This is a genomic window from Mangrovimonas aestuarii, assembly GCF_028767185.1.
GTDB classification, from domain to species: domain Bacteria; phylum Bacteroidota; class Bacteroidia; order Flavobacteriales; family Flavobacteriaceae; genus Mangrovimonas_B; species Mangrovimonas_B aestuarii.
Window position 1 is genome coordinate 1 of the sequence record NZ_JARACK010000001.1, and the last position, 23589, is coordinate 23589.

Annotated in this window: 19 protein-coding genes; 10 read left to right on the forward strand and 9 right to left on the reverse strand. The window is 37.3% G+C overall.

The annotated features are described in order from the left end of the window. Positions 1–2231, reverse strand: a 2231-nt coding sequence (locus tag PWU04_RS00005; protein WP_274473719.1) for a PKD domain-containing protein, incomplete at its 3' end; no start/stop codon positions are given. Between the two features lie 15 nt (positions 2232–2246). Continuing rightward, complete coding sequence (locus PWU04_RS00010) at positions 2247–2717, reverse strand: hypothetical protein (RefSeq protein WP_274473720.1); 471 nt, start codon at positions 2715–2717, stop codon at positions 2247–2249. A 161-nt stretch (positions 2718–2878) separates the two neighbouring features. Here PWU04_RS00010 and folE point away from each other — a divergent pair, with 161 nt between their 5' ends. The 5 genes from folE (at position 2879) to PWU04_RS00035 (ending at position 6887) form a co-directional block, all read left to right on the forward strand. Next, positions 2879–3556 (forward strand): GTP cyclohydrolase I FolE, encoded by a 678-nt coding sequence (gene folE / locus PWU04_RS00015; protein ID WP_274473721.1) that lies wholly within the window; start codon positions 2879–2881, stop codon positions 3554–3556. A 22-nt stretch (positions 3557–3578) separates the two neighbouring features. Then, a complete protein-coding gene (gene cysS, locus PWU04_RS00020; RefSeq protein ID WP_274473722.1) occupies positions 3579–5060 on the forward strand; it encodes a cysteine--tRNA ligase in 1482 nt (493 codons plus the stop codon). Positions 5061–5086: 26 nt separating this feature from the next. Beyond that, positions 5087–5308, forward strand: coding sequence for a membrane protein insertion efficiency factor YidD (gene yidD / locus PWU04_RS00025; protein ID WP_274473723.1), 222 nt, complete (start codon positions 5087–5089; stop codon positions 5306–5308). 146 nt (positions 5309–5454) lie between these two features. Then, on the forward strand, positions 5455–6381 hold the full coding sequence (lgt, locus tag PWU04_RS00030; RefSeq protein WP_274473724.1) for a prolipoprotein diacylglyceryl transferase: 927 nt from the start codon (positions 5455–5457) through the stop codon (positions 6379–6381). Positions 6382–6395: 14 nt separating this feature from the next. Further along, positions 6396–6887, forward strand: coding sequence for a DUF192 domain-containing protein (locus PWU04_RS00035; protein ID WP_274473725.1), 492 nt, complete (start codon positions 6396–6398; stop codon positions 6885–6887). 289 nt (positions 6888–7176) lie between these two features. Here the strand turns inward: PWU04_RS00035 and secDF are convergent, their stop codons facing one another. The 7 genes from secDF to PWU04_RS00070 form a co-directional block, all read right to left on the reverse strand. Next, positions 7177–10173 carry a protein translocase subunit SecDF gene (gene secDF / locus PWU04_RS00040; RefSeq protein ID WP_274473726.1) on the reverse strand — a complete coding sequence of 999 codons (2997 nt, stop codon included), beginning with the start codon at positions 10171–10173 and terminating at the stop codon, positions 7177–7179. A gap of 154 nt (positions 10174–10327) precedes the next feature. Further along, the gene (mdh, locus tag PWU04_RS00045; protein ID WP_274473727.1) at positions 10328–11254 is read right to left on the reverse strand and encodes a malate dehydrogenase; all 927 of its coding nucleotides are present in this window, start codon (positions 11252–11254) and stop codon (positions 10328–10330) included. 84 nt (positions 11255–11338) lie between these two features. Then, on the reverse strand, positions 11339–12373 hold the full coding sequence (locus PWU04_RS00050; RefSeq protein WP_274473728.1) for a DUF6588 family protein: 1035 nt from the start codon (positions 12371–12373) through the stop codon (positions 11339–11341). A gap of 79 nt (positions 12374–12452) precedes the next feature. Further along, positions 12453–13415, reverse strand: coding sequence for a DUF6588 family protein (locus PWU04_RS00055; protein WP_274473729.1), 963 nt, complete (start codon positions 13413–13415; stop codon positions 12453–12455). Continuing rightward, the gene (gene gyrB / locus PWU04_RS00060) at positions 13408–15348 is read right to left on the reverse strand and encodes a DNA topoisomerase (ATP-hydrolyzing) subunit B (RefSeq protein ID WP_274473731.1); all 1941 of its coding nucleotides are present in this window, start codon (positions 15346–15348) and stop codon (positions 13408–13410) included. Before gyrB ends, PWU04_RS00055 begins: the two co-directional genes overlap by 8 nt. Positions 15349–15662: 314 nt before the next feature. Next, entirely contained in the window at positions 15663–18245 is a 2583-nt protein-coding gene (locus tag PWU04_RS00065; protein WP_274473732.1) for a T9SS type A sorting domain-containing protein, read from the reverse strand. 321 nt (positions 18246–18566) lie between these two features. Next, a complete protein-coding gene (locus tag PWU04_RS00070) occupies positions 18567–19199 on the reverse strand; it encodes a 7-carboxy-7-deazaguanine synthase QueE (RefSeq protein ID WP_274473733.1) in 633 nt (210 codons plus the stop codon). A gap of 111 nt (positions 19200–19310) precedes the next feature. Between PWU04_RS00070 and PWU04_RS00075 the strand changes: the two genes are divergently transcribed. From PWU04_RS00075 to rluF, 5 genes are all read left to right on the forward strand, one after another. Continuing rightward, positions 19311–20813: a helicase HerA-like domain-containing protein gene (locus tag PWU04_RS00075; RefSeq protein WP_274473734.1), complete on the forward strand. Its 1503-nt coding sequence runs from the start codon at positions 19311–19313 to the stop codon at positions 20811–20813. 115 nt (positions 20814–20928) lie between these two features. After that, positions 20929–21483: a hypothetical protein gene (locus tag PWU04_RS00080; RefSeq protein ID WP_274473735.1), complete on the forward strand. Its 555-nt coding sequence runs from the start codon at positions 20929–20931 to the stop codon at positions 21481–21483. A gap of 22 nt (positions 21484–21505) precedes the next feature. Further along, positions 21506–21868 carry a cupin domain-containing protein gene (locus PWU04_RS00085; RefSeq protein ID WP_274473736.1) on the forward strand — a complete coding sequence of 121 codons (363 nt, stop codon included), beginning with the start codon at positions 21506–21508 and terminating at the stop codon, positions 21866–21868. Further along, the gene (locus tag PWU04_RS00090; protein ID WP_274473737.1) at positions 21868–22695 is read left to right on the forward strand and encodes an alpha/beta fold hydrolase; all 828 of its coding nucleotides are present in this window, start codon (positions 21868–21870) and stop codon (positions 22693–22695) included. Before PWU04_RS00085 ends, PWU04_RS00090 begins: the two co-directional genes overlap by 1 nt. 44 nt (positions 22696–22739) lie before the next feature. Continuing rightward, positions 22740–23510, forward strand: a complete 771-nt coding sequence (rluF, locus tag PWU04_RS00095; protein ID WP_274473738.1) for a 23S rRNA pseudouridine(2604) synthase RluF — start codon at positions 22740–22742, stop codon at positions 23508–23510. Positions 23511–23589 lie beyond the last annotated feature (79 nt).

Sequence of the window (23589 nt, forward strand, 5' to 3'; positions counted from 1 at the left end):
CCAAGAATGGCTGCATTCTGTGATGTTAGGTCGAAGGTCTCAAAACCATCGTTGCTCACGTCGTCACAAACTACCATATTATCAGGTTGTGTTGCTTCAGCACGTGGGTGAACAATTAAGTTAAATAAAGGCGTTTGGGAAACAACCGAACATCCTTCATCATTTCCAAATCCAACTTTAACATATATTGGTTGCGGATTATTCGTATTGGAATATAAATCAGGTAACGCATTTGTTCCTGCATTAGCATCTGCTAAAGTCTCATAATATGTCACAAAAAATTCCAAAGGCGATTGAGTACCTAAAATACCTAATGTTTGAGAACTCAAATCAAATTCTTCAACACCATCATTACTAACATCGTCACAAGTTTCAATATCGGCTACTGGATTGATAACTGGAGGCACACCAACATGCAAAACGAAAGTCATAGTTTCGTAACAATTAGAATTCAAATACTCGACTCTTACGTAAATAACTTCCCCATCAACACCTTGGTAAGCCTCTGGCGCACTAATGGGACTTACATCTGAATCAGCATCCGCTTGAGAGTTATGGAATGTAATTATTAAGTCACTAGGACTAGGTGTTGGCGCTAACATTACAGGATTGTTCTCTGTAAGATCAAAAATATAAGGAGGCCCAGAAGGATCACATACATACAAATCTTCAGGAGTATCAACAACAATCTCTGGAAGCATTTCAACACAAACTTCCTCTGTATATTCACAGCCAAAGTCATCTTGAACTCTATAGGTATAGCAATATACCCCTGGTGTATCAGGAGCTACAGTTATAGTGTTGCCAGATGTATTTACGATAGTTGGATCTGGATCCCAGGCTTCCCCAACAATTTCTGGTGTAAATGAAAGGTTTGGAGGTTGAATATTAGGATCAAATTCCATCCCCCAAGAAAAAACATATCCATTGTCGATACCCAGGTTATCAATAATTTCAATACACCAATCTCCATTTAAAGGACTTCCCAACAATGTATTAAAAGATCCTTCAGGCAGGTAAGTACCTGGTATAATAGAATTTCCAGGAGGGCTACCTGCTATCAATGTAGGGCCAGACTCCAATATGGTACTTCCAGACATAGAAAAACAATAATCGGCTCCTACACCTGGAGTTAGAGATCCATCATCATTGGCACCTCCTAAGTAAGTTCCACCTCCTCCAGGATAAGCTTTAAGAACAGCTGTTTGACCGTTTGGACTTATTATGTTAATATCTAAATCCCCCAAATAGGAATGCTCCATATTAACACATATTTCCAACAATTGAGCAATATCATCAAGTGTTTGATTTGAATTATAACAATCTACTGTAATACACGTCTGGTAGGTTGCACCGTTACCATCTGGCAAAAAGGTAACCCCACTTACTGGAGGCGTACATTCATTTATATATGGTGTAGGTTCAACAATACCATCTATTGTCGTAGTTTCACCAAAACATAATATCTCATTAGCTGCTTGAGTACCTGTAAAATCAGGTTCTGTTGCTACTTGAACTATTTGGTTTATTAAATTAGTGTTTGTACAACCCAACGGGTTCGTGTCTGTGATATTTAAATTGACAACATAAACACCAGGTGTATCATAAGAAAACGTCACCGTTTGACCTGGAACAGTAGTACCTTCTCCTAAATTCCATTCGTAACTTGAACCAGTCCCATCCACAGAAAACTGTCCACTTCCCGTTAATGTAATATCTTCATTAGGGCACACTCTAATTATCCCTTCGGCATCAGGAGCAGGGACTGCACTGTCTATTTGAGAAACTATAGTTTGACAAGGTGTGAAACACGAAATAGTTGCTTCCCACCCTAGACCACTTGCTGCACTATCGGAAACAAATTCAATGGTTAGACAACCTGTAGGATTATTTGGTGTTGCTGAAGCAAAACCTGGACTGTTCGCTCCAGAACCTGAGAATGTTCCAAAGGGATTGGCTGCGGTACTATCTCCATCATAAATGGTCATCAAGTCGGCATTTAATTGCGTATTGAAAGCTGTAAAATCCAACTGAGTACGCTGACCAGCTTCTTCAGGACAAATTGTAATCACAAGTGTCTCTCCATTCCCATAGTTGGCAAATTCACCTCCAGAATCATAAAAAATGCCAGAACACGTGGTAAATGTTCCGTTTTGCATAACTAGATCTTGGGCAAAACCAATAGTACTAGTTGTGGTTATTAGTATTAAAAAAAGTAAAATTCTCTTCATAACTTGGTTTGAAAATTATTGATATTGAGGCTTTATACTGATGAAATAATTAGTGTTGTCCACCTTGTACAAAGCTCCCTCAGCACCGTAAAATTTAAAATTGTATTTTAAAGGATTAAAGGTTTTAGTGTTAAAATTAAAGTCCCTTTTCAGGCTTGGGTTATAATTGTTAAAAAGGGAGATACTAGAAAGCAGTTCGCATTCTTTATGATTTTTAGCATCGGGAATCTCAATAATTTCAACTCTATTTCGCAAAATATTTTTTATGTCTTTTAAGCGTTGTGGTTTACTTAATACATATTCCTGAAGTTTATCACCATAAACATCCAACAGCATTTCTTTTTCTTTTGCCGTTAAAGGAGTATTAACATTTTCATTGTATTTGGCCAAAGGCAAGGATTGACGGGGATATTTCTCTTGAGCTTGAGTAGAAAACACCCAAAAACAAAGCAGAAAAACCACCAAAAGTGGGGATTTACTTTTCATAGTTCTGATTTTTTCATGTTGGTTTAAGCCCGAAAAATAAGAAAAAATGTAATCATGTTCTGTTAAAATAAAGAACAAATTAATTCTTTGTTAATTCAAACTTAATCAAACGTGAAATACTTATCTTTGCAAATTCAAAATCTATTCATATATATAGCACGATGAAGTTTGACAGTAATTTTGAAGAGTTTGATTCTCTGGGAGATAACCACATAGGAACATCTACAGATACGCCTATGCGTGAGGATGCCTTTACTCTTTCTAACGAAGAAAAGATAGAAATTATCCGAGACGATGTTCGCCATATTATGGAAACCTTAGGACTTGATTTAACTGACGATAGTTTGAGAGGTACTCCAAACCGTGTCGCCAAAATGTTTGTAAAAGAAATATTTGGCGGTTTGGATCCAGAAAGAAAGCCTAAAGCATCAACTTTCGACAATAAATATAAATACGGTGAAATGCTTGTTGAGAAAAACATTACCGTTTACTCAACCTGTGAGCACCACTTATTGCCTATAGTAGGTAGAGCACACGTAGCATACATTTCAAACGGCAAGGTCGTTGGGCTTTCTAAAATGAACCGTATTGTTGATTATTATGCAAAGCGCCCACAGGTACAGGAGCGACTAACTATTCAAATTGTTAGGGAACTACAGAAGGTTTTAAACACAGAAGATGTTGCTTGTGTTATAGACGCTAAGCACCTTTGTGTTAATTCTCGCGGAATCCGTGATATAGAGAGTAGCACTGTTACAGCCGAATTTGGTGGAAAGTTTAAGGACAAGGAAACCAAAAGAGAATTTCTTGACTATATCAAATTAGACACAACTTTTTAACCAAAACCCTAACTAACCAGACATGCAGCTTTATCAGCAACAGGAACTAAAGGTATACAATTCGATAACAGGCAAAAAGGAAACATTCTCACCCATAACAGAAGGCTATGTAGGCATGTATGTTTGTGGCCCTACTGTTTATAGTAATGTACACCTAGGAAATGTGAGAACCTTTATGTCTTTTGACATGGTATTCCGCTACCTAAAACACCTAGGCTATAAAGTGCGTTATGTTAGAAATATTACCGATGCTGGCCATTTGGAAAACGATGCCGACGAAGGAGAGGATCGCATTGCAAAAAAAGCACGTCTGGAGCAAATAGAGCCTATGGAAGTTGTACAGCGTTATACTGTCGATTTCCACAATATATTGAATAAGTTCAATCTTATCCCCCCAAGTATTGAACCTACGGCTACAGGTCATATTATAGAACAAATTGAAATTATCAAGGACATCATAACTAAAGGTTACGCCTATGAAGTGAACGGATCGGTTTACTTTGATGTATTGAAATTTAACGAAACCCACAATTACGGGAAGCTTAGCAAGCGTAAAGTGGAAGACCTAATTCATAATACCCGTGAATTAGACGGGCAGAGTGACAAGAAAAACCCTCAGGATTTTGCCCTTTGGAAAAAAGCCGAACCACAGCATATAATGCGTTGGCCATCACCTTGGAGTGACGGATTTCCTGGATGGCACCTTGAATGTACGGCTATGAGCACAAAGTACCTTGGGGAGCACTTTGATATTCACGGAGGAGGAATGGATTTGAAATTCCCTCATCATGAATGTGAAATTGCACAAGCTGAAGCTTCTACTGGACAAACTCCAGTTAACTATTGGATGCATGCCAATATGTTAATCATGAACGGAAAGAAAATGGCCAAATCAACTGGTAACTTTATTCTTCCTGAAGAGATTTTTACTGGCGACAATGCTCACATATCAAAAGCCTATGCTCCAAGTATAGCTCGCTTTTTCATGCTTCAGGCACATTACAGAAGTGTATTGGATTTTACTGATACTGGCCTTCAAGCAAGTGAAAAAGGGTTTAACCGTTTGATGGATGCCATCAATATATTAAGTAGTCTAAAAACTTCTGAAGAATCAACTATCGACATCCCAGCATGGAAACAGAAGTGTTATGATGCCATGAACGACGATTTCAATTCGCCTATTCTAATTGCCAATTTGTTTGAAGCTGTTAAGTTTATTAATCAAATAAATGAAGATAAAGCGTTTATCACTGCTGAAGATTTAGCTGTTTTAAAGGAAACTATTGAAGCATTTGTTTTTGATGTACTAGGGTTAGTTAACATATCCAAAACCGATAGTGGCACCGATAAATTATCAGGTGCAGTAGAATTACTCATCAAACTAAGACAAGAAGCCAGGGCGAATAAAGATTTTGCTATGTCTGATAAGATTCGTGATGAACTTGCCGAAGTTGGCATTCAGCTTCAGGACGGTAAAGACGGAACCTCCTTTTCGACTAATTAGCTAGACTTTATAAATAATCTTAGATCATGAAGAAGGCACTTATTGCACCCTTTGTTTTTTTGGTTAGAGTGTACCAAGTCCTTATTTCCCCATTAACCCCTGCAAGCTGCAGATACCAACCCACATGCTCTTCCTACACGATAGAAGCTCTAAAAAAATACGGTTTGATCAAAGGAGGTAGACTGGCTATTAAACGGATACTTAGTTGTCATCCTTGGGGAGGTTCTGGTTATGATCCTGTTCCCTGACACATAGAAAAACAGAAGCAAAACACTATAAATCAAGATACTAAAAAATAATAAAGATTTAATATAGTTGTTTATTATGTCTTCATCTTTCATTTCTTTATTATCCACATTGGATTACCTATATTTACGCTGCTAAATTAAAACCTATGCACCTACTAAAATTCGACTGGAACCCAATTACTGGTTTAGATATTATAGGCAACTTTAAAATCCACTTTTATAGTTTAACGTGGATTATCGCTTTCCTTCTTGGCTGGATAATCATCAAAAGAATTTATAAAAGAGAAAATGTTTCAGAAGAATATTTAGATCCCTTATTCATCTATACAGTATTGGCTACAATGATAGGGGCTCGTTTAGGTCATGTTCTTTTTTACCAATCAGAATTAATCCGTCAGGATTTTCTAAGCATATTTCTACCATTTCGCTTTAAACCTGAATTTGAATTCACAGGTTTTCAAGGACTTGCCAGTCATGGTGCTGCAATCGGGATTATTATCGGAATGTATTTGTACCGTAGAAAATACAAATACAAATCTTTGTTATGGATCTTAGATCGTATTGTAATGCCAGTAGCTGCTGGCGGTGTTTTTATTAGGATTGGTAACTTTATTAATTCTGAAATTGTTGGGAAAATAACAAATTCAAATTTCGGAGTTCGTTTTATTCAAGATCAATACACCAAACGCGAAGCCATACAATTAACGGGAATAAAGGATGCTAAAGCCGCTTACAATGCAATTGCCCATAATCCTGATTTCGCACATCTTCTTGATGCAGTACCCTATCGTCATCCTGCACAATTATACGAATCGTTTTGCTACATATTTGTATTCATAATCCTTTGGTTTGTTTACACTAAAACCAATAAAGGAGAGAAAACCGGATATTTATTTGGACTATTTTTAGTGCTACTTTGGACAGTCAGATTCTTTATTGAATATGTAAAAGAAGCTCAAGTAGAAGGTCGTGAAGATTGGATAATGGGATTAAATACTGGACAAATACTTAGTATTCCATTCATTCTTTTAGGTTTCTACTTCATGTTTGGCTACAAAAAGCGACAAGCTTAATTTTAAGAAACAACATGGCTTTACCCTCTTTTAAAGTAGCTTTAACAACACTCTCTTTTGTATTGGCTCTTTCTGGATGCAAGAAAGAGAAAAAGACTCTTAAAACTACCGAAGTATCATTTAAAAAGGAAGGGATTCTAAAGCTATATAAAGCCGGTACAGATTCAGTTATAAAACAATTGGACATTGAGATAGCCGAAACCGATTACGAAACCCAAACGGGTTTAATGTATCGGAACAGCATGACAAACAATCAGGGCATGCTATTCATTTTTTCAGATTCAAAGCCAAGATCGTTTTATATGAAAAACACCCGTATTCCTTTAGACATTATCTATATTGATAACAAGAATCATTTGGTAAGCTCTCAAAAGAATGCCAAGCCTTTTGACGAAACCTCATTACCTTCAAATGTACCAGCGCAGTTTGTTTTAGAAGTTAACGCTGGACTTGCTGATGAATGGAATTTAAAAATTGGTGATTCTATGTCATTCAACAGAGAGTAATACCCTTCTTTTCCCTTTGGCTTTCTTTTAATATCCCCAATCCCTTACTTAATATTTTAGGTATGTAACCTAAATATCATTTTGCCTATAACATTTCCCCTCATAATCTAATCGACAAGAAGACTACTTAAAGCTTTTTGAAGCTCTTCTAAAAGTAAACTTTAAGTCTACTTTGTATTCTTTACTCTCTTTATCTAAACCCAAATTAACCCCATAAAAGTTCTTCTAGAGGATAAAAAAAGCCTGTTGCTTTCACAACAGGCTTTCATGTATTTAGAACAATTTTATTTTATGCAGCTTCTTCATCTTTTTGTTCTCTTTCAGCTCCACCTGCACGCTTTACAGTATCGTACATAATTGGAGTAGCAATGAAAAGCGATGAATAAGTACCAACTATTACACCAACTATAAGGGCAAACATAAATCCTCTAATAGAATCTCCACCGAAAGCAAAGATTGACAATAATACTACCAATGTAGTTAAAGAGGTATTCAATGTTCTACTAAGAGTAGAGCTCAATGATGAATTAATGGTTTTATCAAATTCCCAACCAGTATGTTCATTTAAGAACTCACGAATACGGTCGAATACAACCACGGTATCGTTCAGTGAGTAACCAATAACCGTTAATATTGCAGCGATAAATGCTTGATCAATCTCCATTGAGAAAGGCATCCAGTGGTATGTTATTGAGAAAATACCCAATACGATTAACACATCGTGGAATACAGCGGCAACTGCACCCAGTGAGAATTGCCATCTTTTGAATCGGATAAGGATATATAAGAATACCACAATCAGTGATCCTAGTACCGCCCAAAACGATGCTTGTTTAATATCGTCTGCGATAGATGGACTCACCTTGTATGATGCCATCAAACCAACTTCTTTAGCCTCTGTCTCATCGATGAATTTTTCATATGATACACCTTCCATGTATGGCTGTAAGGCATTATAAAGCTTCTGTCTGATTTCTTCATCTACTTCAGAACTAGCCTCGTCAATTTTGTACTTAGTGGTAATCTTCAATTGGTTTGCTTCTCCAAAAGTTTTTGCATCTGCACTTCCAAACACTTCTTTAAGGTTTGTACTAATTTCAGTAGCATTTACATCTTGAGCAAAACGAACTTGATAGTTTCTTCCTCCAACGAAATCTACACCCTGGTCTAAACCATTAGTGAACAAAGATGCTAGCCCAGCTAAAATAATTACCCCAGAAATGATATAGGCGATTTTTCGCTTTTTCAAGAAGTTGATGTTGATATTTCTGAAAAGATTTTTTGTGATACCAGTAGAAAAATCAAGTTGACCTCCTCTGTTGGTATACCAGTCAATCAACAATCTTGTAATGAAGATTGCAGTGAACAACGATGTAGCAATACCAATCAATAATGTAGTGGCGAAACCTTTAATAGGACCTGTACCGAATACAAAAAGAATCAATGCAGTTAAACCTGTAGTAATGTTGGCATCTAAAATTGATGACAATGCATTACTAAACCCATCCTTAATGGCATCTTTTTGAGCTTTTCCTTTGGTTAACTCTTCACGAATACGCTCATAAATAAGAACGTTCGCATCTACCGACATACCAATAGTCAATACAATACCAGCAATACCTGGTAAAGTCAATACAGCTCCAAGCCCTGATAATACTCCAAAGATTAAAACAATATTGAACAACATTGCTACATCAGCAAACCATCCAGCTCTACCGTAGTACAATAACATCCATACCAATACTAAGGCCAATGCAATTAAGAAAGACATTTTACCACTATCTATAGCTTCTTGCCCTAATGATGGTCCTACTACTTCACTTTGGATAATATCTGCTTTTGCAGGTAATTTACCAGCACGTAATACGTTAGCTAAGTCTGTTGCTTCGTTAAGAGTGAAGCTTCCAGAAATCTCTGAATTACCTCCGGAAATTGCACCACTTGTTACTCCTGGAGCAGAATACACAACATTATCTAAAACGATGGCAATTTGAGAACGCTGGTTGAATGCTCTTCCAGTCATTTCTTCCCAAATTTTAGCACCTTTCACGTTCATTTGCATAGAAACAGAAGGCTTCCCTAACTGATCGTAGTTTTGAGTAGCATCTGTAATAACTGCACCACTTAAAGGTGGTACATTTTCACGATTACCTACCAAAGCATAAAGGTCAACTACCTCACTGTTTTTATTAGGTTTACTGAAAGCAAACTTCACGTAACGCTGGTCTGCTGGCAATAATGCTCTCACCTCAGCTCTGTTAAGGTAATCTAATACCTTATCTTTATCCTCGATAGCAAATTGAGCCACAATAGGCCCCCCCTGGTATCCAGGTCCTCTAATAAGATCTAAAAGAGGATTTACATCTGTAGCAGTGCTATCAGTTTCGGCTTCACCTAAAAGCTCTTCAATTTGAGCATCTTTAGCATCTTGAGCTTCTTCTTTGGCTTCTTCCTTAGTTTCTTTTGGAGCAACCAAAGGCTTTAAAGTTTCATTGGCCTGTACCAAGAATGTAAAAAACTGCTCTCCTTTGTAAGCATCCCAAAACTCTAATTGAGCTGTACTTTGTAGTAGCTTTTGAGCTCGCTCAATATCCTTAACCCCTGGTAATTCAACCAAAATACGTCCAGAGTTTCCTAAACGTTGAATATTTGGCTGCGTTACACCAAACTCATCGATACGCTTGCGTAATACTTCAAAAGCAGATACGATAGCTTCATCAATTTTTCTTTCGATAATAGGCTTAACCTGATCATCGGTCATGTTAATTTCTATATCTGGATAAAGTGCTCTTGTAGCAAAAATATCTGGAGAAGCTAATTTGGCATCACCTTTAATTTTGTCGAATGAAATAAAGAAATCCTCTAAATAAGTATTCTGGCTATTCTTCTGTAATTCTTCAGCATCAACTAAAGCTTTGTTGAACAAAGGGTCTTTTGTATTGTCAGCAAGCCCTTTTAAAATATCCTTAACGGAAACCTGAAGGATTACGTTAATCCCTCCTTTAAGGTCAAGACCAAGGTTCATCGCCTTTTCCTTTACCTCATTGTAAGTGTAGTTTGCGACTCCTATATTATATACCTCTTTGTTAGAGATGGAATCCAAATAGTTTCTTTCCTCATTACTACGTTGTGACCTATAATCTGGAACGGTCTCATCAAACTTACTAATTGCGTATTCTTCGGCTTGGTTATCTAACTGTGTCGCCTTGAAAGTAAACGACAACTGGTAAATACTTACCAATCCAAACAGAATTGCAAATAGTTTTACTAATCCTTTGTTCTGCATTATGTTCTAAATGATTTGGTTTATTTCTTAAAATAATTTAAAAACGAGCAAATATATAATTTACGGTCAGAAAACCCAATATTATTGCCATAATTATAAAAAAAAAGAGTAGTCTGAAGACTACTCTTTATCATATAGTTAAATCGCTGTGGAATTATAGTTCCAGAAGGCCATTTGTTTTACGCACACCTTCTGCACTAGTAGCCATATGCTCTTTTTCGGCATCTGTAAGGTCGATTTCAACGATACGCTCAATACCGTTTCTACCTAACACTACAGGCGCTCCGATACAGATATCGCTTAATCCGTACTCCCCTTCCAACAATGTAGAACATGGGTAGATTTTCTTTTGGTCGCAAGCAATAGCTTGAACCAATCCGCTCACAGCAGCTCCTGGCGCATACCAAGCACTAGTTCCCAATAATTTGGTAAGTGTAGCTCCACCTACTTTAGTATCTTCTTTTACTTGCTCTAAACGCTCTTCAGAAAGAAACTCCGAAACAGGCACACTGTTTCTTGTAGCCAAACGCGTTAATGGCACCATACCCACATCACTGTGACCACCGATTACCATACCGTCAACATCGCTAATTGGCGCATCTAAAGCCTCTGCCAATCTGTACTTGAATCTAGCAGAATCCAAAGCACCACCCATACCAATGATTCTGTTCTTTGGTAGGTTTGTAGATTTGTGAACAAGGTAAGTCATAGTATCCATTGGATTACTTACCACAATCATAATTGTATTTGGAGAGTGCTCAATAAGGCTTGATGAAACAGTCTTAACGATTCCTGCGTTGATACCGATAAGCTCTTCACGAGTCATTCCTGGTTTACGAGGAATACCACTTGTAATTACACAGATATCGCTCCCTGCTGTTTTACTGTAATCGTTTGTTACTCCTGTGATTTTTGTATCGAATCCGTTTAAAGAAGCTGTTTGCATCAAGTCCATTGCTTTACCTTCAGCAAAACCTTCTTTAATATCCAATAACACTACTTCTGAAGCAAAGTTTTTAATAGCAATATACTCGGCACAACTTGCCCCTACTGCTCCTGCTCCAACTACTGTAACTTTCATTTATTTGAATTTTTAGATTGTGAAAAATTTAATTTCCGCAAATTTAATATTTTTAAAACACAATACCTTAAGGAATTATTTTTTCTAAAAGCCGAAATTTATTCCTAAAACTGCACTATTGAAATCTGCCAATGTGTAAGCCGCATTAAGACCAAAAACACCTAATTTCAAGTTTGCTCCTAAAGTTCCCGTTATCCCTTGTGTTTTAGATTTAATACTAAAAGGATCTTTAACCGTTTTTGCAGGACCTGCTAACAATGATTCATCAGCTACTACAAATGTCCCTAAAAGATCTGTTCTATTTTTACTACTTAAAAAGCCTAAAGCACCATAAAAATTAATTACCGGCAATTTTGTTCCAACTATCAATTGATAAGTCAATGTGTTCACGTCCGTATCAACGCGTTGGTTTTCACCACTTATATATTCCTTATCTGTGAAGTCATAAAAACCATCAAGGTGTGTATAAGCCACTAACCCTGAAACAGCTAGAGGCAACACCTTATCTGCTGGTAAAAGCGACGTAAAATCATATTGCACTCCAAAACCATACATCCCCACTTTAAAATCTTTAGATTTCACCTGTGGAAAAAAATGCGCCCTAACCTGTGTTCCTTTAAAAGGAACAAAACTAGCTTGCAAATATCCATTAGGAACAAACTTAAGTCCTTCTGAGGCCAATCCTTGAGGTAAGGTTAACACAAATTCCTGATCACCAAGTATTGGACCGAACAATTCGTCATCATAGGTTATAACAACATTAACATCAGGATTGTTTTCACCTAAAGCTGTGGCCACCATTTTTGAAGAACTTCCATCCTCAAACCTAATATTTTCATAATCGGCCGTTTCCATGTTAAACCTGTTGTGCTTATCCTTCACAAAAGTCATATTACCAACAATTGAAATCTCAAAAGAAAACCTTTTTGGCACTTTAGCATTGTTAAACCAATTGGTATTGATACCGTAGGCAAGAGCATCGCTTGCCGGTGCTATATATCCTGTTGTAAAATGTTTAGCATCTTCTATACCCGCAGCTAAAAGTTCATTAATACTACCTTGAGCATGGACACTCCCCATAAACACTAATCCAAGAATTAGACCGCTTAAGATTTTCATACTGTATTGTACGTGGTTGATAAGTTGGTTTGAATAAAAAAGCACTTCTTGAATGGAGTACTTATCTTATTTATATTTATTAAATGGAATAGTTAATCCCAAAAACAAGATTTGCATATTCACCGAAGGTAAGCATAGTATTGATTGAAAAATTTTTAAAAAAGTATCCAACACCTATATCCCCCTTAAAGTTAATCTGACTTTCATCAAGCCCCTCCAGAGAGCTATTCAATACATCCAACAAAAAACTCTCATCTCCTCCAACTCCATATTGAAAGTCACTTGAGCTTATTCCTGCTGCCAAAATCACATTAAATCGATTGAACTCCCTTGAACCAACAAGATTAAACATAAACGACTGGCCATTTACAGTTATAGAGGTTAGACTACCCATTCCTGAAAGGCTAACAGGAGTAAAATCATCACTCACAGCATAACGCGAATAGGTTGCTAGGGCAGCAATATCATATTTAGATTTTTCTAAACTGGGAATCCACTGTGAAATGTTATGTTGAAATCCCCCTCCAACAATTTGATAATATGTTTTATTGATTTTAATTTTTGGAGAAAAACGTCCAATAATACTTGTTCCTTTCCATAGACCTAAAGCTGCTTGAATTTGAAAGTGATTAACATAAGATTCATTAATTCCTTCTGGTGAGTCAAACTCAAACAATTCACCTCCAATATTTCCTTCCAAGACCAGGTTATTATCACCTCCAAGGGCCGTTGGACTTAAAGCAGAAGTAGCATCCCCCTTAATAACCAAGTTACTTAATTGAGACTCGTCAATTCTAAAGTTTGTAGACTTATTGGGAATAAACAACATATTTCCTTGAATAGAAATTTCAAGATTCCACAAGTCTTTCTTTTTAGCAGATGTACACCAGCCCCCCGAGGATTGATAAACAGCAGCATTTGCCGCTGGGGTAACATACATTTGGGACAGAAAAATTAAATCGCCTGCAACAGCATCGACATCCTCATACTGAGCCGATGCTGTTACAGACGATAAAAAGAAAAGAAATGCGAGTTTACGCATCGATATTTGCATATACTGCATTCTTTTCTATGAATTCTCTACGCGGAGGCACCTCGTCGCCCATAAGCATAGAGAAAATTCTATCAGCTTCACTACCATTATCTATATTTACTTGTCTCAATGTTCTGAATTCAGGGTTCATGGTTGTATCCCATAATTGCTCTGCATTCATCTCTCCAAGACCTTTGTATCGCTGAACTCCTGCACTACCACCAAATTCTTCGTTAATAGCATCACGCTCTTTGTCATTCCAAGCATAACGTTTTTTGGAACCTTTCTTTACCAAATAAAGTGGAGGCGTGGCAATATATACGTGACCATTCTCTATAAGCTCTTTCATATATCTGAAGAAGAATGTCAAGATAAGTGTAGCAATGTGACTACCATCAATATCCGCATCACACATAATTACAATTTTATGGTAACGCAATTTTGAAAGGTTAAGCGCTTTACTGTCTTCTTCTGTCCCAATGGTTACGCCTAAAGCAGTAAATATGTTTTTAATCTCTTCGTTCTCAAAAACCTTATGCTGCATGGCTTTTTCTACGTTCAAAATTTTACCGCGCAATGGTAAAATGGCTTGAAAGTTACGATCACGTCCTTGCTTAGCCGTACCACCTGCAGAATCTCCCTCTACTAGGAATACCTCACATAAACTTGGATCCTGCTCAGAACAATCACTTAGCTTACCTGGTAAGCCTCCAATGCTCATCACCGTTTTACGCTGCACCATTTCCCGTGCTTTTTGAGCAGCGTGACGCGCTTGAGCAGCCAAGATTACTTTTTGAACGATAGCCTTGGCGTCGTCTGGGTGCTCTTCCAAATAGTCGGACAACATTTCGGAAACAGCCTGACTTACGGAAGCTGAAACCTCACGGTTACCCAATTTGGTTTTTGTTTGCCCTTCAAACTGAGGCTCTGCAACCTTTACAGAAATAATTGCAGTTAACCCTTCTCGGAAATCATCTCCTGAAATTTCAAATTTCAGTTTATCCAATAACCCTGAATTATCAGCGTATTTTTTAAGTGTATTGGTCAAACCACGACGGAATCCCGTCAAGTGTGTTCCCCCTTCGTGCGTATTAATATTATTCACATAAGAATGTAAATTCTCTGCATACGATGTATTGTAAATCATCGCTACCTCTACAGGAATATCATTCTTTTCACCTTCAAAAGCAATTACATGTTGCATTAATGGCTCACGGTTTCCATCCAAGAACTTGATAAATTCCTTTAAACCTTCTTCTGAATAAAATTCCTCTCCTTCAAACTCGCCATCATCTGTTTTATGACGTCTATCTGTTAGGGTTATGCGAATACCTTTGTTAAGGTATGCAAGCTCACGCATTCTGCTTGCCAAAGTATCATAACTATACTCAAGGGTCTGTGTAAAAATAGTTGCATCTGGTTTAAATGTAACTACAGTACCATTACGATCAGAGTCTCCTACAGTCTTAACTGGGTACAATGCTTTACCTCTTTCGTATTCCTGTTCCCAAATCTTTCCCTCACGGAATACAGTAGCTTTTAAATGATCTGAAAGTGCGTTAACACAACTCACACCTACACCATGCAATCCTCCAGAAACCTTATAGGAATCTTTATCAAATTTACCTCCAGCACCAATTTTAGTCATTACAACCTCCAAGGCTGAAACACCTTCTTTTTTGTGAAGCCCCACAGGAATACCTCGACCATTATCTTCAACGGTTATAGAGTTATCCTCGTTAATGGTTACACTTATGGTATCGCAATGTCCTGCCAATGCCTCATCGATAGAGTTATCTACAACCTCATACACCAAATGATGCAATCCTCTTACACCAACATCTCCAATATACATTGACGGACGCATACGTACGTGCTCCATCCCCTCCAACGCCTGAATACTATCGGCAGAATAATTTCCTTTTTGAATATGCTCGCTCATATTATAATAAGTAGTCTTTTTAAACTGAGTTTTTTGAAATCTCCCAAATATACAAAATTGGCTCCTGCAGATTAAGCTTTTTAACGAAAAACACCTCTCACTTATCAACATTTGTTAATTTCACGAAAGCCGCTTAAAACGTCTTTAAACACACTTAAAATCGATTTTAATCACTTCTTAATACTCTTCAAAAACAAAAAGGAACAAAAAACCGTTCTATGGCCGTAAATTGAAACTCCAAAACCTCACACATACCCATAAAAAAAGCTGCCCTATGTTGAAGGCAGCTTTTTTTATGGTAAAAATCAGATATATTATTTCTTAATAACCTTAATAATTCTTGATCCTTTTTCAGAATCAAGCTTGATAAAATACATTCCCGAGTTTAAAGATTCAAAGTTAACCTCTGCATCCATACTTCCAATTGAAGCTTTGTATACTTGCTGTCCAATAGCACTGTAAACTTCAACAGTTTTAATATTTACAGAAGCAGAAATATTCAACTTGTCTTTTACTGGATTTGGGCTATAGTTAACCCCAAAATCACCATTATCAAAATCAGGAGTACTCAAAGACTCATCTGGATAAACATAAAAACTAAAAGGAGCCGATCCAGAACCATAAACTGTTATATAATATGTAGTCCCTGCTGTTGCATCCAAATAAAAAGTCCCATCAGCATTCATACAAGTTGTATCCGAAATAGCACTTTCTACAACTGTCAGTCCCGAACAGCTACCTGTAGAAATATTAAAGAACGTACCCGAAACACCGGTATAACTCATATAATAAGTACCAGTTTGAGTAGGAGTAAAAGTATAATACAAGGTACTAGAAGTCACATACCAAGGAAGACAACCTACCAAAATATTTGAAAAAGTATTTTCAAAATTCGCACTAATGACATTTGTAGCACCTGCCATATCAGACAATTGCACTGAAACCGCCTCATCACATGCAGTGTTCTCCGGAACATCAATACTCTTAACACAAATATCAAAATTAGCTCCCAAACCTGAACTAGTACGCACTACCGCATAATAAGTAGTTCCTGCTGTTAAATCTTCAGTAACAGCTTGAACATAACAAGAAGAAAGCATAGTCATTACAGAACCACAAGTTCCCTCATAAACCGTTACATAGGCATTTGAAGAATCACCTGAAATATTTGAAATTGAAAATTCATAATAACCATCTGTCGCAGGAGTAAATTCATACCACGTCATTTTATTAGCAGAAGTATCACCACATTCTGGGATTCCTGTAATTTCAGAATTTGCAGATGCTCCATAAGTGTCCCCACTCACAATGTTATTGCATGTATCATCAGAAAGCACTAAGACCTCAGCAGTTGTACAAGTATCATTAGCTGGTGGACAATAGTAAGTAAACGATTCTGTTATAGAACAGCTAGTATCAGCACTATCACTCAAAGTAAAAGTTACATCGGCACCACTAGCATATGGCCCCATGGTCACTATACCCGCAACACTGGCTGATTGAGCAACACTACCCTGATCATCAGTAATAGACACTGTAGTAGCCGACCCTAGAGACAACACATCAACATCTACTGAGAATTGATCGTTACCACAATCTGGATCTGCTGTTAGAGTAAAAGTTGAAACCACACATGTGTTTTGGGTAATATCAAGGTCATAAGTTGCTACTCCTGTACCATTTTGAGCTCCTACAACTATGTAGTAAGTGCTACCAGAAAGCAGGACAATCTCATTAATAATTATGTCATTCAAATCATTTGTAGAATCTCCGTATCCTATACAAGCCGTAGCCAAATCAGGACAGTCATCTAAAACTGTAGTAACCACTCTACCCCCAGCAATATTTGTCACCTCTACATTTACTGAAATATCTTCGGTAGGAGTAATTGAATAAACTACCTCCTCACCAAAATAAGTAGGATTTCCACAAGGTGTTGACTCATAAAAGTCTTCAAAACCAGAGGTGGTTCCTGTTGCAGAATAAGGCAACACAGGACTAATTAATAAAGGATCTGCACAGGTTGCTCCTGTAATAGGAGCTGGCCTAGTGGTAAATGTACTTTCATTTGTACACCCCGTAGCATCGCCTGAGGAATTATAAGGCACTATAGTAACATAATATGTTGTATCGTAATCCAAAGTCCCAGTTAAGGTATACTCCGAAACATCTCCAACATCAAAACCATCGAGCAACTCCGTTCCGCCAGAAGTGGTACCAATATTAATTTTATAACCAGAAAACACTCCTGTTGCATTAGTCCAAACAAGATCTAAGTCATTAACATCTAAATCGACTGCAGCATCTGCTGGCACTAAAACAGTAGCATCACAATTAGGCACAGAAGTCACCGGTTGAGTTACTGAAATATTGTCAAGGAACACATAATATGCACCTGTCACATTTGTAGCTACCCAACGGATTTGAAAATTGCTCCCTACAGGTATGACTCCTGCCGCTATGGTGTAGTTAATCTGATCACAAGCATCTACAGAGGTATAATTAGAATCGTTTATAGTTCCTACATTGGTCCAGGTTGTTCCATCAGTAGAATACTCCACAACCATATCCCCCCAGTTTGCCGGAGCTGGTTGATTACCACCAAAAAAACTATAGTAATACGCTTTAAAGTCAAAGTCTACGGTAATTTGTTGCCCGTTAGACGCTCCTGTCAATAATGGAGACACCAATGAGGCAGTGTTTCCTCCATTCATTAATGCGCGATAGCTTTGGCCTTCGCAAGCTGAAAAAGTCCCGGACATGCTGAAACCATTGTTAGTCCAACCAGAATTTATTCCGCTGCCTGAAGAATCAAAATCTTCTTGAATTCCTATCTGCTGGGCATGAAAAGTTCCAACAAAAAAAACTCCAAGAATAAAAGTAATTAATTGTTTCATAAATAATTAGATTTAGTTTATCAGATATAATTGTTCGCTTAATTCAAACTAACTACTGATGTTAACACTAAACTTCTAATGATTTTATCTTTCCTACCACAAAAAGCTAAGTCAACAACATATAACTCAACCAATACAAATTGTAATAGAAAACTTTAAAAACAATGAATATTTAGCAGTGTTTTCCGCAAACACTTTAAACATCAACAATTAAATCTTCCTAAACTAAGAAATACTGTATTCTTGAAACAAAAACCGCTAACCATTAACCTTGTATTAACCTAAATTAGGTTTTTTCTGTGAGCGTAAATAAATAATTGATTACGGGATATTTAGGTATTTATGTGTTTGAAGAGAAACCTTCCATTTTGGATTAGCCATAACATAATCTACTATGAGCGGAATCATTTTATCTCGTTTGCTCCACTCTGGCTGAAGATATAGTACACAGTTATCATTAACTTTTGCAGCTTGTTCTTCTGCAAAGTCAAAGTCACTTTTATTGTAAACAATTACTTTAAGTTCATTAGCATGGTGATAAACTTCCTCTGTTGGCAATTTTACCTTTTTTGGCGACAAGCAAATCCAGTCCCAATCCCCAGTCAACTTATAAGCTCCAGATGTCTCAATATGCGTTTTAACACCACGGTCTTTAAGCTGGCTAGTCAACTTGGTCATATCCCAGGTCAATGGTTCACCTCCAGTAACCACAATAGTGTCACTATAATTAACGGCATCGTCCACTATTTTAGAAGTATTGGTTGGCGGGTGTAAATCGGCATTCCAGCTTTCCTTTACATCACACCAATGACAGCCAACATCACAACCACCTACACGAATAAAATAAGCCGCAGTACCCTTATGAAACCCTTCTCCTTGGATAGTATAAAACGCTTCCATTAAAGGGAGCATTTCCCCACTTTCCACCAATGCTTGAACCTCTTGTTTTGTCATGCTGCAAAGATAGCAATACTTTATGGGTATGACACTCAAATACAGCATAGTTTTAATCCTACTGCAACACACAATTCGGTTAGATTAACTATTTTTAGGAAAAATAACCTGATGGACATTACAGAATCATTCAAGCAACATATAATGGACGGCAATACCACAAAAGGAGAAAGCATCCCCATTGGCGCTGCAATGCTTAACGGAAAAACCATCACAGAGGCCTACATCAATGTTCCTCTTAAAACACTTAACAGGCATGGGTTAATCGCAGGAGCAACAGGAACAGGAAAAACAAAAACCCTACAGGTGATGGCCGAGAACCTTAGCGATCGCGGTATTCCAGTATTGCTCATGGATATAAAAGGCGATCTTAGCGGTATTGCTCAACCAAGCCAAGGACACCCTAAAATTGATGAACGTCACCTACAAATTGGCCTCCCTTTCACACCAAGGTCCTTTCCCGTAGAAATCCTTACCCTTTCTGAGCAAGATGGGGTGAGATTACGAGCTACAGTTAGTGAGTTTGGTCCAGTATTGTTATCAAGAATTTTAGAACTTAATGATACTCAATCAGGTATAGTTTCAGTGATTTTTAAATATTGTGATGACAACAAACTCCCCCTACTCGACCTAAAGGATTTCAAAAAAATGCTCCAATATGCCACTCTAGAAGGTAAAGATGAGTTTGCAGAAGCCTACGGAAGAATTTCCACCTCTTCGACGGGAGCCATTTTACGAAAGGTTATTGAGTTGGAACAGCAAGGTGCCGATCTGTTTTTTGGGGAAACCTCTTTTGATGTTAATGATTTAGCTCAATTAGATGATGAAGGTAGAGGCTATATTAATATAATAAGGCTAACGGATATTCAGAACCGCCCCAAATTATTTTCTACGTTTATGCTATGCCTATTGGCTGAAATCTATGCTACGTTTCCTGAACAAGGAGATAGCGACCGTCCTGAATTGGTCATCTTTATAGATGAAGCACACCTAATTTTCAACCAAGCTTCAAAAGCTTTGATGGATCAATTGGAGAATGTTGTTAAGCTTATTAGAAGTAAAGGTGTCGGGCTGTATTTTGTAACGCAAAACCCAACAGATATTCCGGAAGCGATTTTGAGTCAATTGGGACTAAAAATCCAACATGCCTTAAGAGCCTTTACCGCAAAAGATAGAAAATCCATTAAACTCACATCTCAAAACTACCCAACATCTGACTATTACGATACCGAAAAGGTTTTAACATCACTTGGAATAGGAGAAGCATTGGTCACAGCCCTTGACGAAAAAGGTCGTCCCACGCCATTGGCTGCAACTATGATGCGTGCACCAATGAGCAGAATGGATGTACTTACCGAAACTGAATTGAAAAATCTCATTCAATCATCTAAACTGGTAAAAAAATACAACGACAACATCGATAGGGAAAGTGCCTATGAAATTCTCAACAAAAAAATAGCTCAAGCCGAAACTATTAAAGAAAAACAAACTCAAAAAACAAGATCGAAACAATCATCTAGTAACTCAAGAATGAACCCTATAGTAAAAGTACTTACCAGTGCCTCATTTATAAGGGGTGTGTTTGGCGTTTTGAATAAAATGATGAGAAAATAATGTTATTTCTAACCGACAAAAAAAGACTTAATATTACCTTTATCTGATAAATAACTAATGTATTTTTGCACGAACCAAATCAAATTCAAACCTACAATTAAACAACATTAACCGAATGAAAAAAAGCATATTTTCGTTGGCTCTAATAGCCTTGATTGCAACAAGCTGTAAAAAGGAGCAAGATCCATTTCAAATAAGTAAACAACACGTTGGTCTTTTAACCGACTCCACACAAGTTAAAGATCTTAATTTAATTTTTGCAAAGGACTCAATCGTGAAATCTATAGGAGGTGATGAGTTTACAGGCAACTTTAACAACATTAAAATCTTCGACAAAACTGGGAATAAACTTTTAGAGCTTACTCCTGATCAAGTTTTAGACTCTACAGCCGTAATTACATCGATAAACATTATAGATCCACGCTACAAAACCGAGAGAAACATCTCAAAAATGAGTACCTTTAAGGAAATTAAGGATAACTATAAAATTTCAAGAATTGACAACTTAATCAATTCTGTTGTAATAGCTGTAGATGAGATTAACGCTACCTTTACCATAGACAAAAAGGAATTACCGGCCAACTTAAGATTTGACATGAACCTTAAAATCGAATCTACTCAAATTCCAGACAGCGCCAAAGTCAAGTACTTTATGTTAAACTGGATGTAAACCTTCAAGTTTTATTTTTACTATGAGTAAGTATAAAGTTCAAACCAGTCCATTAGTAGTGCCAACCAATGATGGAAAAACCATCAAAGAACATTTTGGCTTAGCTACAAACAACAACGGCGACCTCAGCATGGCACATATGATAGCTCCGCCAGGCTGGAGTGAACCTTTTCAAACTCCAGAGTTTGATGAATATACTTTTATTATCAGTGGTAAAAAACAAATTATTGTTGATGGAGACACCATAGTTTTAAATACCGGTGAATCCATTAAAATCAATAAAAATGCTAGGGTGCAATACTCCAACCCGTTTTTGGAACCCTGCGAATATCTAGCCATTTGCACCCCAGCATTTTCCATGGAAACCGTGAACCGAGAAGAATAATGACCAATAGTGCCGTAAAATTTATTGGAAGTTGCGTTAATGGCATAAGCTACATTTCACCAAACCTAGCTGCCAATACAGCCTTAAAACTGTTCACTACTCCCAGAAAAGGAAAAATCTCAGCGGAACAACAGACCTTTCTTGACACCTCACAACAGCTTCTCCTAAACCATAACGGCCATAACATTATGACTTATCATTGGTCTGGGAATAATAAAACTGTGCTTTTAGCCCACGGATGGGAAAGCAACTCTGGTCGTTGGCAAATTACAATTGAAGAACTTCGTAAACTCGACTATAATATTATCGCCTTAGATGCTCCTGCACATGGACAATCTGGAAGCGACATTTTCAATGCTATCTTATATGCCGATTTTATACACGTTGCTTCACAGCACTTCAGCCCCGAGATAATTATAGGCCACTCCGTTGGAGGCATGGCTACGGGATATCACTTATTTAAGTATCGACCAAAACTAATCAGCAAGCTTATTCTTCTTGGAGCCCCATCGGAATTTAAGGATGTTTTAAAACGTTACACTGATATGTTAGGCTATAATAATCGTGTTATCGATGAGCTCAACAACACTATAGTTAATAGATTTGGCACCTCTCCTGAAAAATTTGCTACTTCTCACTGCTTAAAGGATTTCCCAATCCCTACTCTAGTTATTCACGATAAGGAGGACGACATCATTCCATATCAAGATGCCCTCCAAATTGCAGACAGCCATAATCAATGCCAACTAAATACTACTAAAGGACTGGGACACTCACTAAACACACTCCAAATTATAGAAACGATAAAATCGTTTATAAAAGATTAAGGAGTAGTATCTTTGTCTCGAATTCAATATTTTATTCATTTAAGATGGAAGAGTCTTTAGTACGCCTAAACAAATACCTTAGCGAAGTAGGATACTGTTCACGCCGGGAGGCCGATAAACTAATTGATGCTGGAAGAGTTACCGTTAATGGTAAAGTCCCTGAAATGGGCACTAAAATAGGTAAGGATGATGTTGTAGCTGTAGACGGAAAGCGTATTACAGACAAAAAGGATGACTTTGTCTATTTAGCACTTAATAAACCAGTAGGTATTGTTTGTACAACCGACACAAGGGTAGAGAAAGACAATATTATTGACTTCATGAATTACCCTAAGCGTATTTTCCCTATTGGAAGATTGGACAAACCTAGCGAAGGACTTATCCTTTTAACTGATGACGGAGATATCGTAAACAAAATACTTCGCGCCAGCAATAACCACGAAAAGGAATATATCGTAACCGTTGACAAACCTATTTCACAAACCTTTGTAAATCGTATGGCAGGCGGCGTGCCAATTCTTGATACAGTTACCAAAAAATGTGTTGTAGAAAAATTGAGCACCGACACCTTTCGAATAGTACTAACACAAGGATTGAACCGACAAATTCGACGTATGTGTGAATATCTGAACTATGAGGTAACCAAACTTCAAAGGGTTCGCATTATGAACATTCAACTTGATGTACCTGTTGGTGAATATCGTGAACTGACAAAAGAAGAACTTAAAGAGCTTAAAAAACTCATAAGCAGTTCAACCAAAACATTCAATCCTGAGCGAAGCGGCAGACCTAGACGAAGCAGAAGGAATTCTTAAACTTAGTTTATTTGAAACTTTCAAATAAAAAGCCCGGTAATAAAATTTCTTACCGGGCTTTTTATTTTATAAACTTCTC

Bases quoted from the DNA above. Each gene is read 5' to 3' on its own strand.
- PWU04_RS00010 (WP_274473720.1), bottom strand. From the start codon at position 2,717: ATGAAAAGTAAATCCCCACTTTTGGTGGTTTTTCTGCTTTGTTTTTGG.
- folE (WP_274473721.1), top strand. From the start codon at position 2,879: ATGAAGTTTGACAGTAATTTTGAAGAGTTTGATTCTCTGGGAGATAAC.
- cysS (WP_274473722.1), top strand. From the start codon at position 3,579: ATGCAGCTTTATCAGCAACAGGAACTAAAGGTATACAATTCGATAACA.
- yidD (WP_274473723.1), top strand. From the start codon at position 5,087: ATGAAGAAGGCACTTATTGCACCCTTTGTTTTTTTGGTTAGAGTGTAC.
- lgt (WP_274473724.1), top strand. From the start codon at position 5,455: ATGCACCTACTAAAATTCGACTGGAACCCAATTACTGGTTTAGATATT.
- PWU04_RS00035 (WP_274473725.1), top strand. From the start codon at position 6,396: ATGGCTTTACCCTCTTTTAAAGTAGCTTTAACAACACTCTCTTTTGTA.
- secDF (WP_274473726.1), bottom strand. From the start codon at position 10,173: ATGCAGAACAAAGGATTAGTAAAACTATTTGCAATTCTGTTTGGATTG.
- mdh (WP_274473727.1), bottom strand. From the start codon at position 11,254: ATGAAAGTTACAGTAGTTGGAGCAGGAGCAGTAGGGGCAAGTTGTGCC.
- PWU04_RS00050 (WP_274473728.1), bottom strand. From the start codon at position 12,373: ATGAAAATCTTAAGCGGTCTAATTCTTGGATTAGTGTTTATGGGGAGT.
- PWU04_RS00055 (WP_274473729.1), bottom strand. From the start codon at position 13,415: ATGCGTAAACTCGCATTTCTTTTCTTTTTATCGTCTGTAACAGCATCG.
- gyrB (WP_274473731.1), bottom strand. From the start codon at position 15,348: ATGAGCGAGCATATTCAAAAAGGAAATTATTCTGCCGATAGTATTCAG.
- PWU04_RS00065 (WP_274473732.1), bottom strand. From the start codon at position 18,245: ATGAAACAATTAATTACTTTTATTCTTGGAGTTTTTTTTGTTGGAACT.
- PWU04_RS00070 (WP_274473733.1), bottom strand. From the start codon at position 19,199: ATGACAAAACAAGAGGTTCAAGCATTGGTGGAAAGTGGGGAAATGCTC.
- PWU04_RS00075 (WP_274473734.1), top strand. From the start codon at position 19,311: ATGGACATTACAGAATCATTCAAGCAACATATAATGGACGGCAATACC.
- PWU04_RS00080 (WP_274473735.1), top strand. From the start codon at position 20,929: ATGAAAAAAAGCATATTTTCGTTGGCTCTAATAGCCTTGATTGCAACA.
- PWU04_RS00085 (WP_274473736.1), top strand. From the start codon at position 21,506: ATGAGTAAGTATAAAGTTCAAACCAGTCCATTAGTAGTGCCAACCAAT.
- PWU04_RS00090 (WP_274473737.1), top strand. From the start codon at position 21,868: ATGACCAATAGTGCCGTAAAATTTATTGGAAGTTGCGTTAATGGCATA.
- rluF (WP_274473738.1), top strand. From the start codon at position 22,740: ATGGAAGAGTCTTTAGTACGCCTAAACAAATACCTTAGCGAAGTAGGA.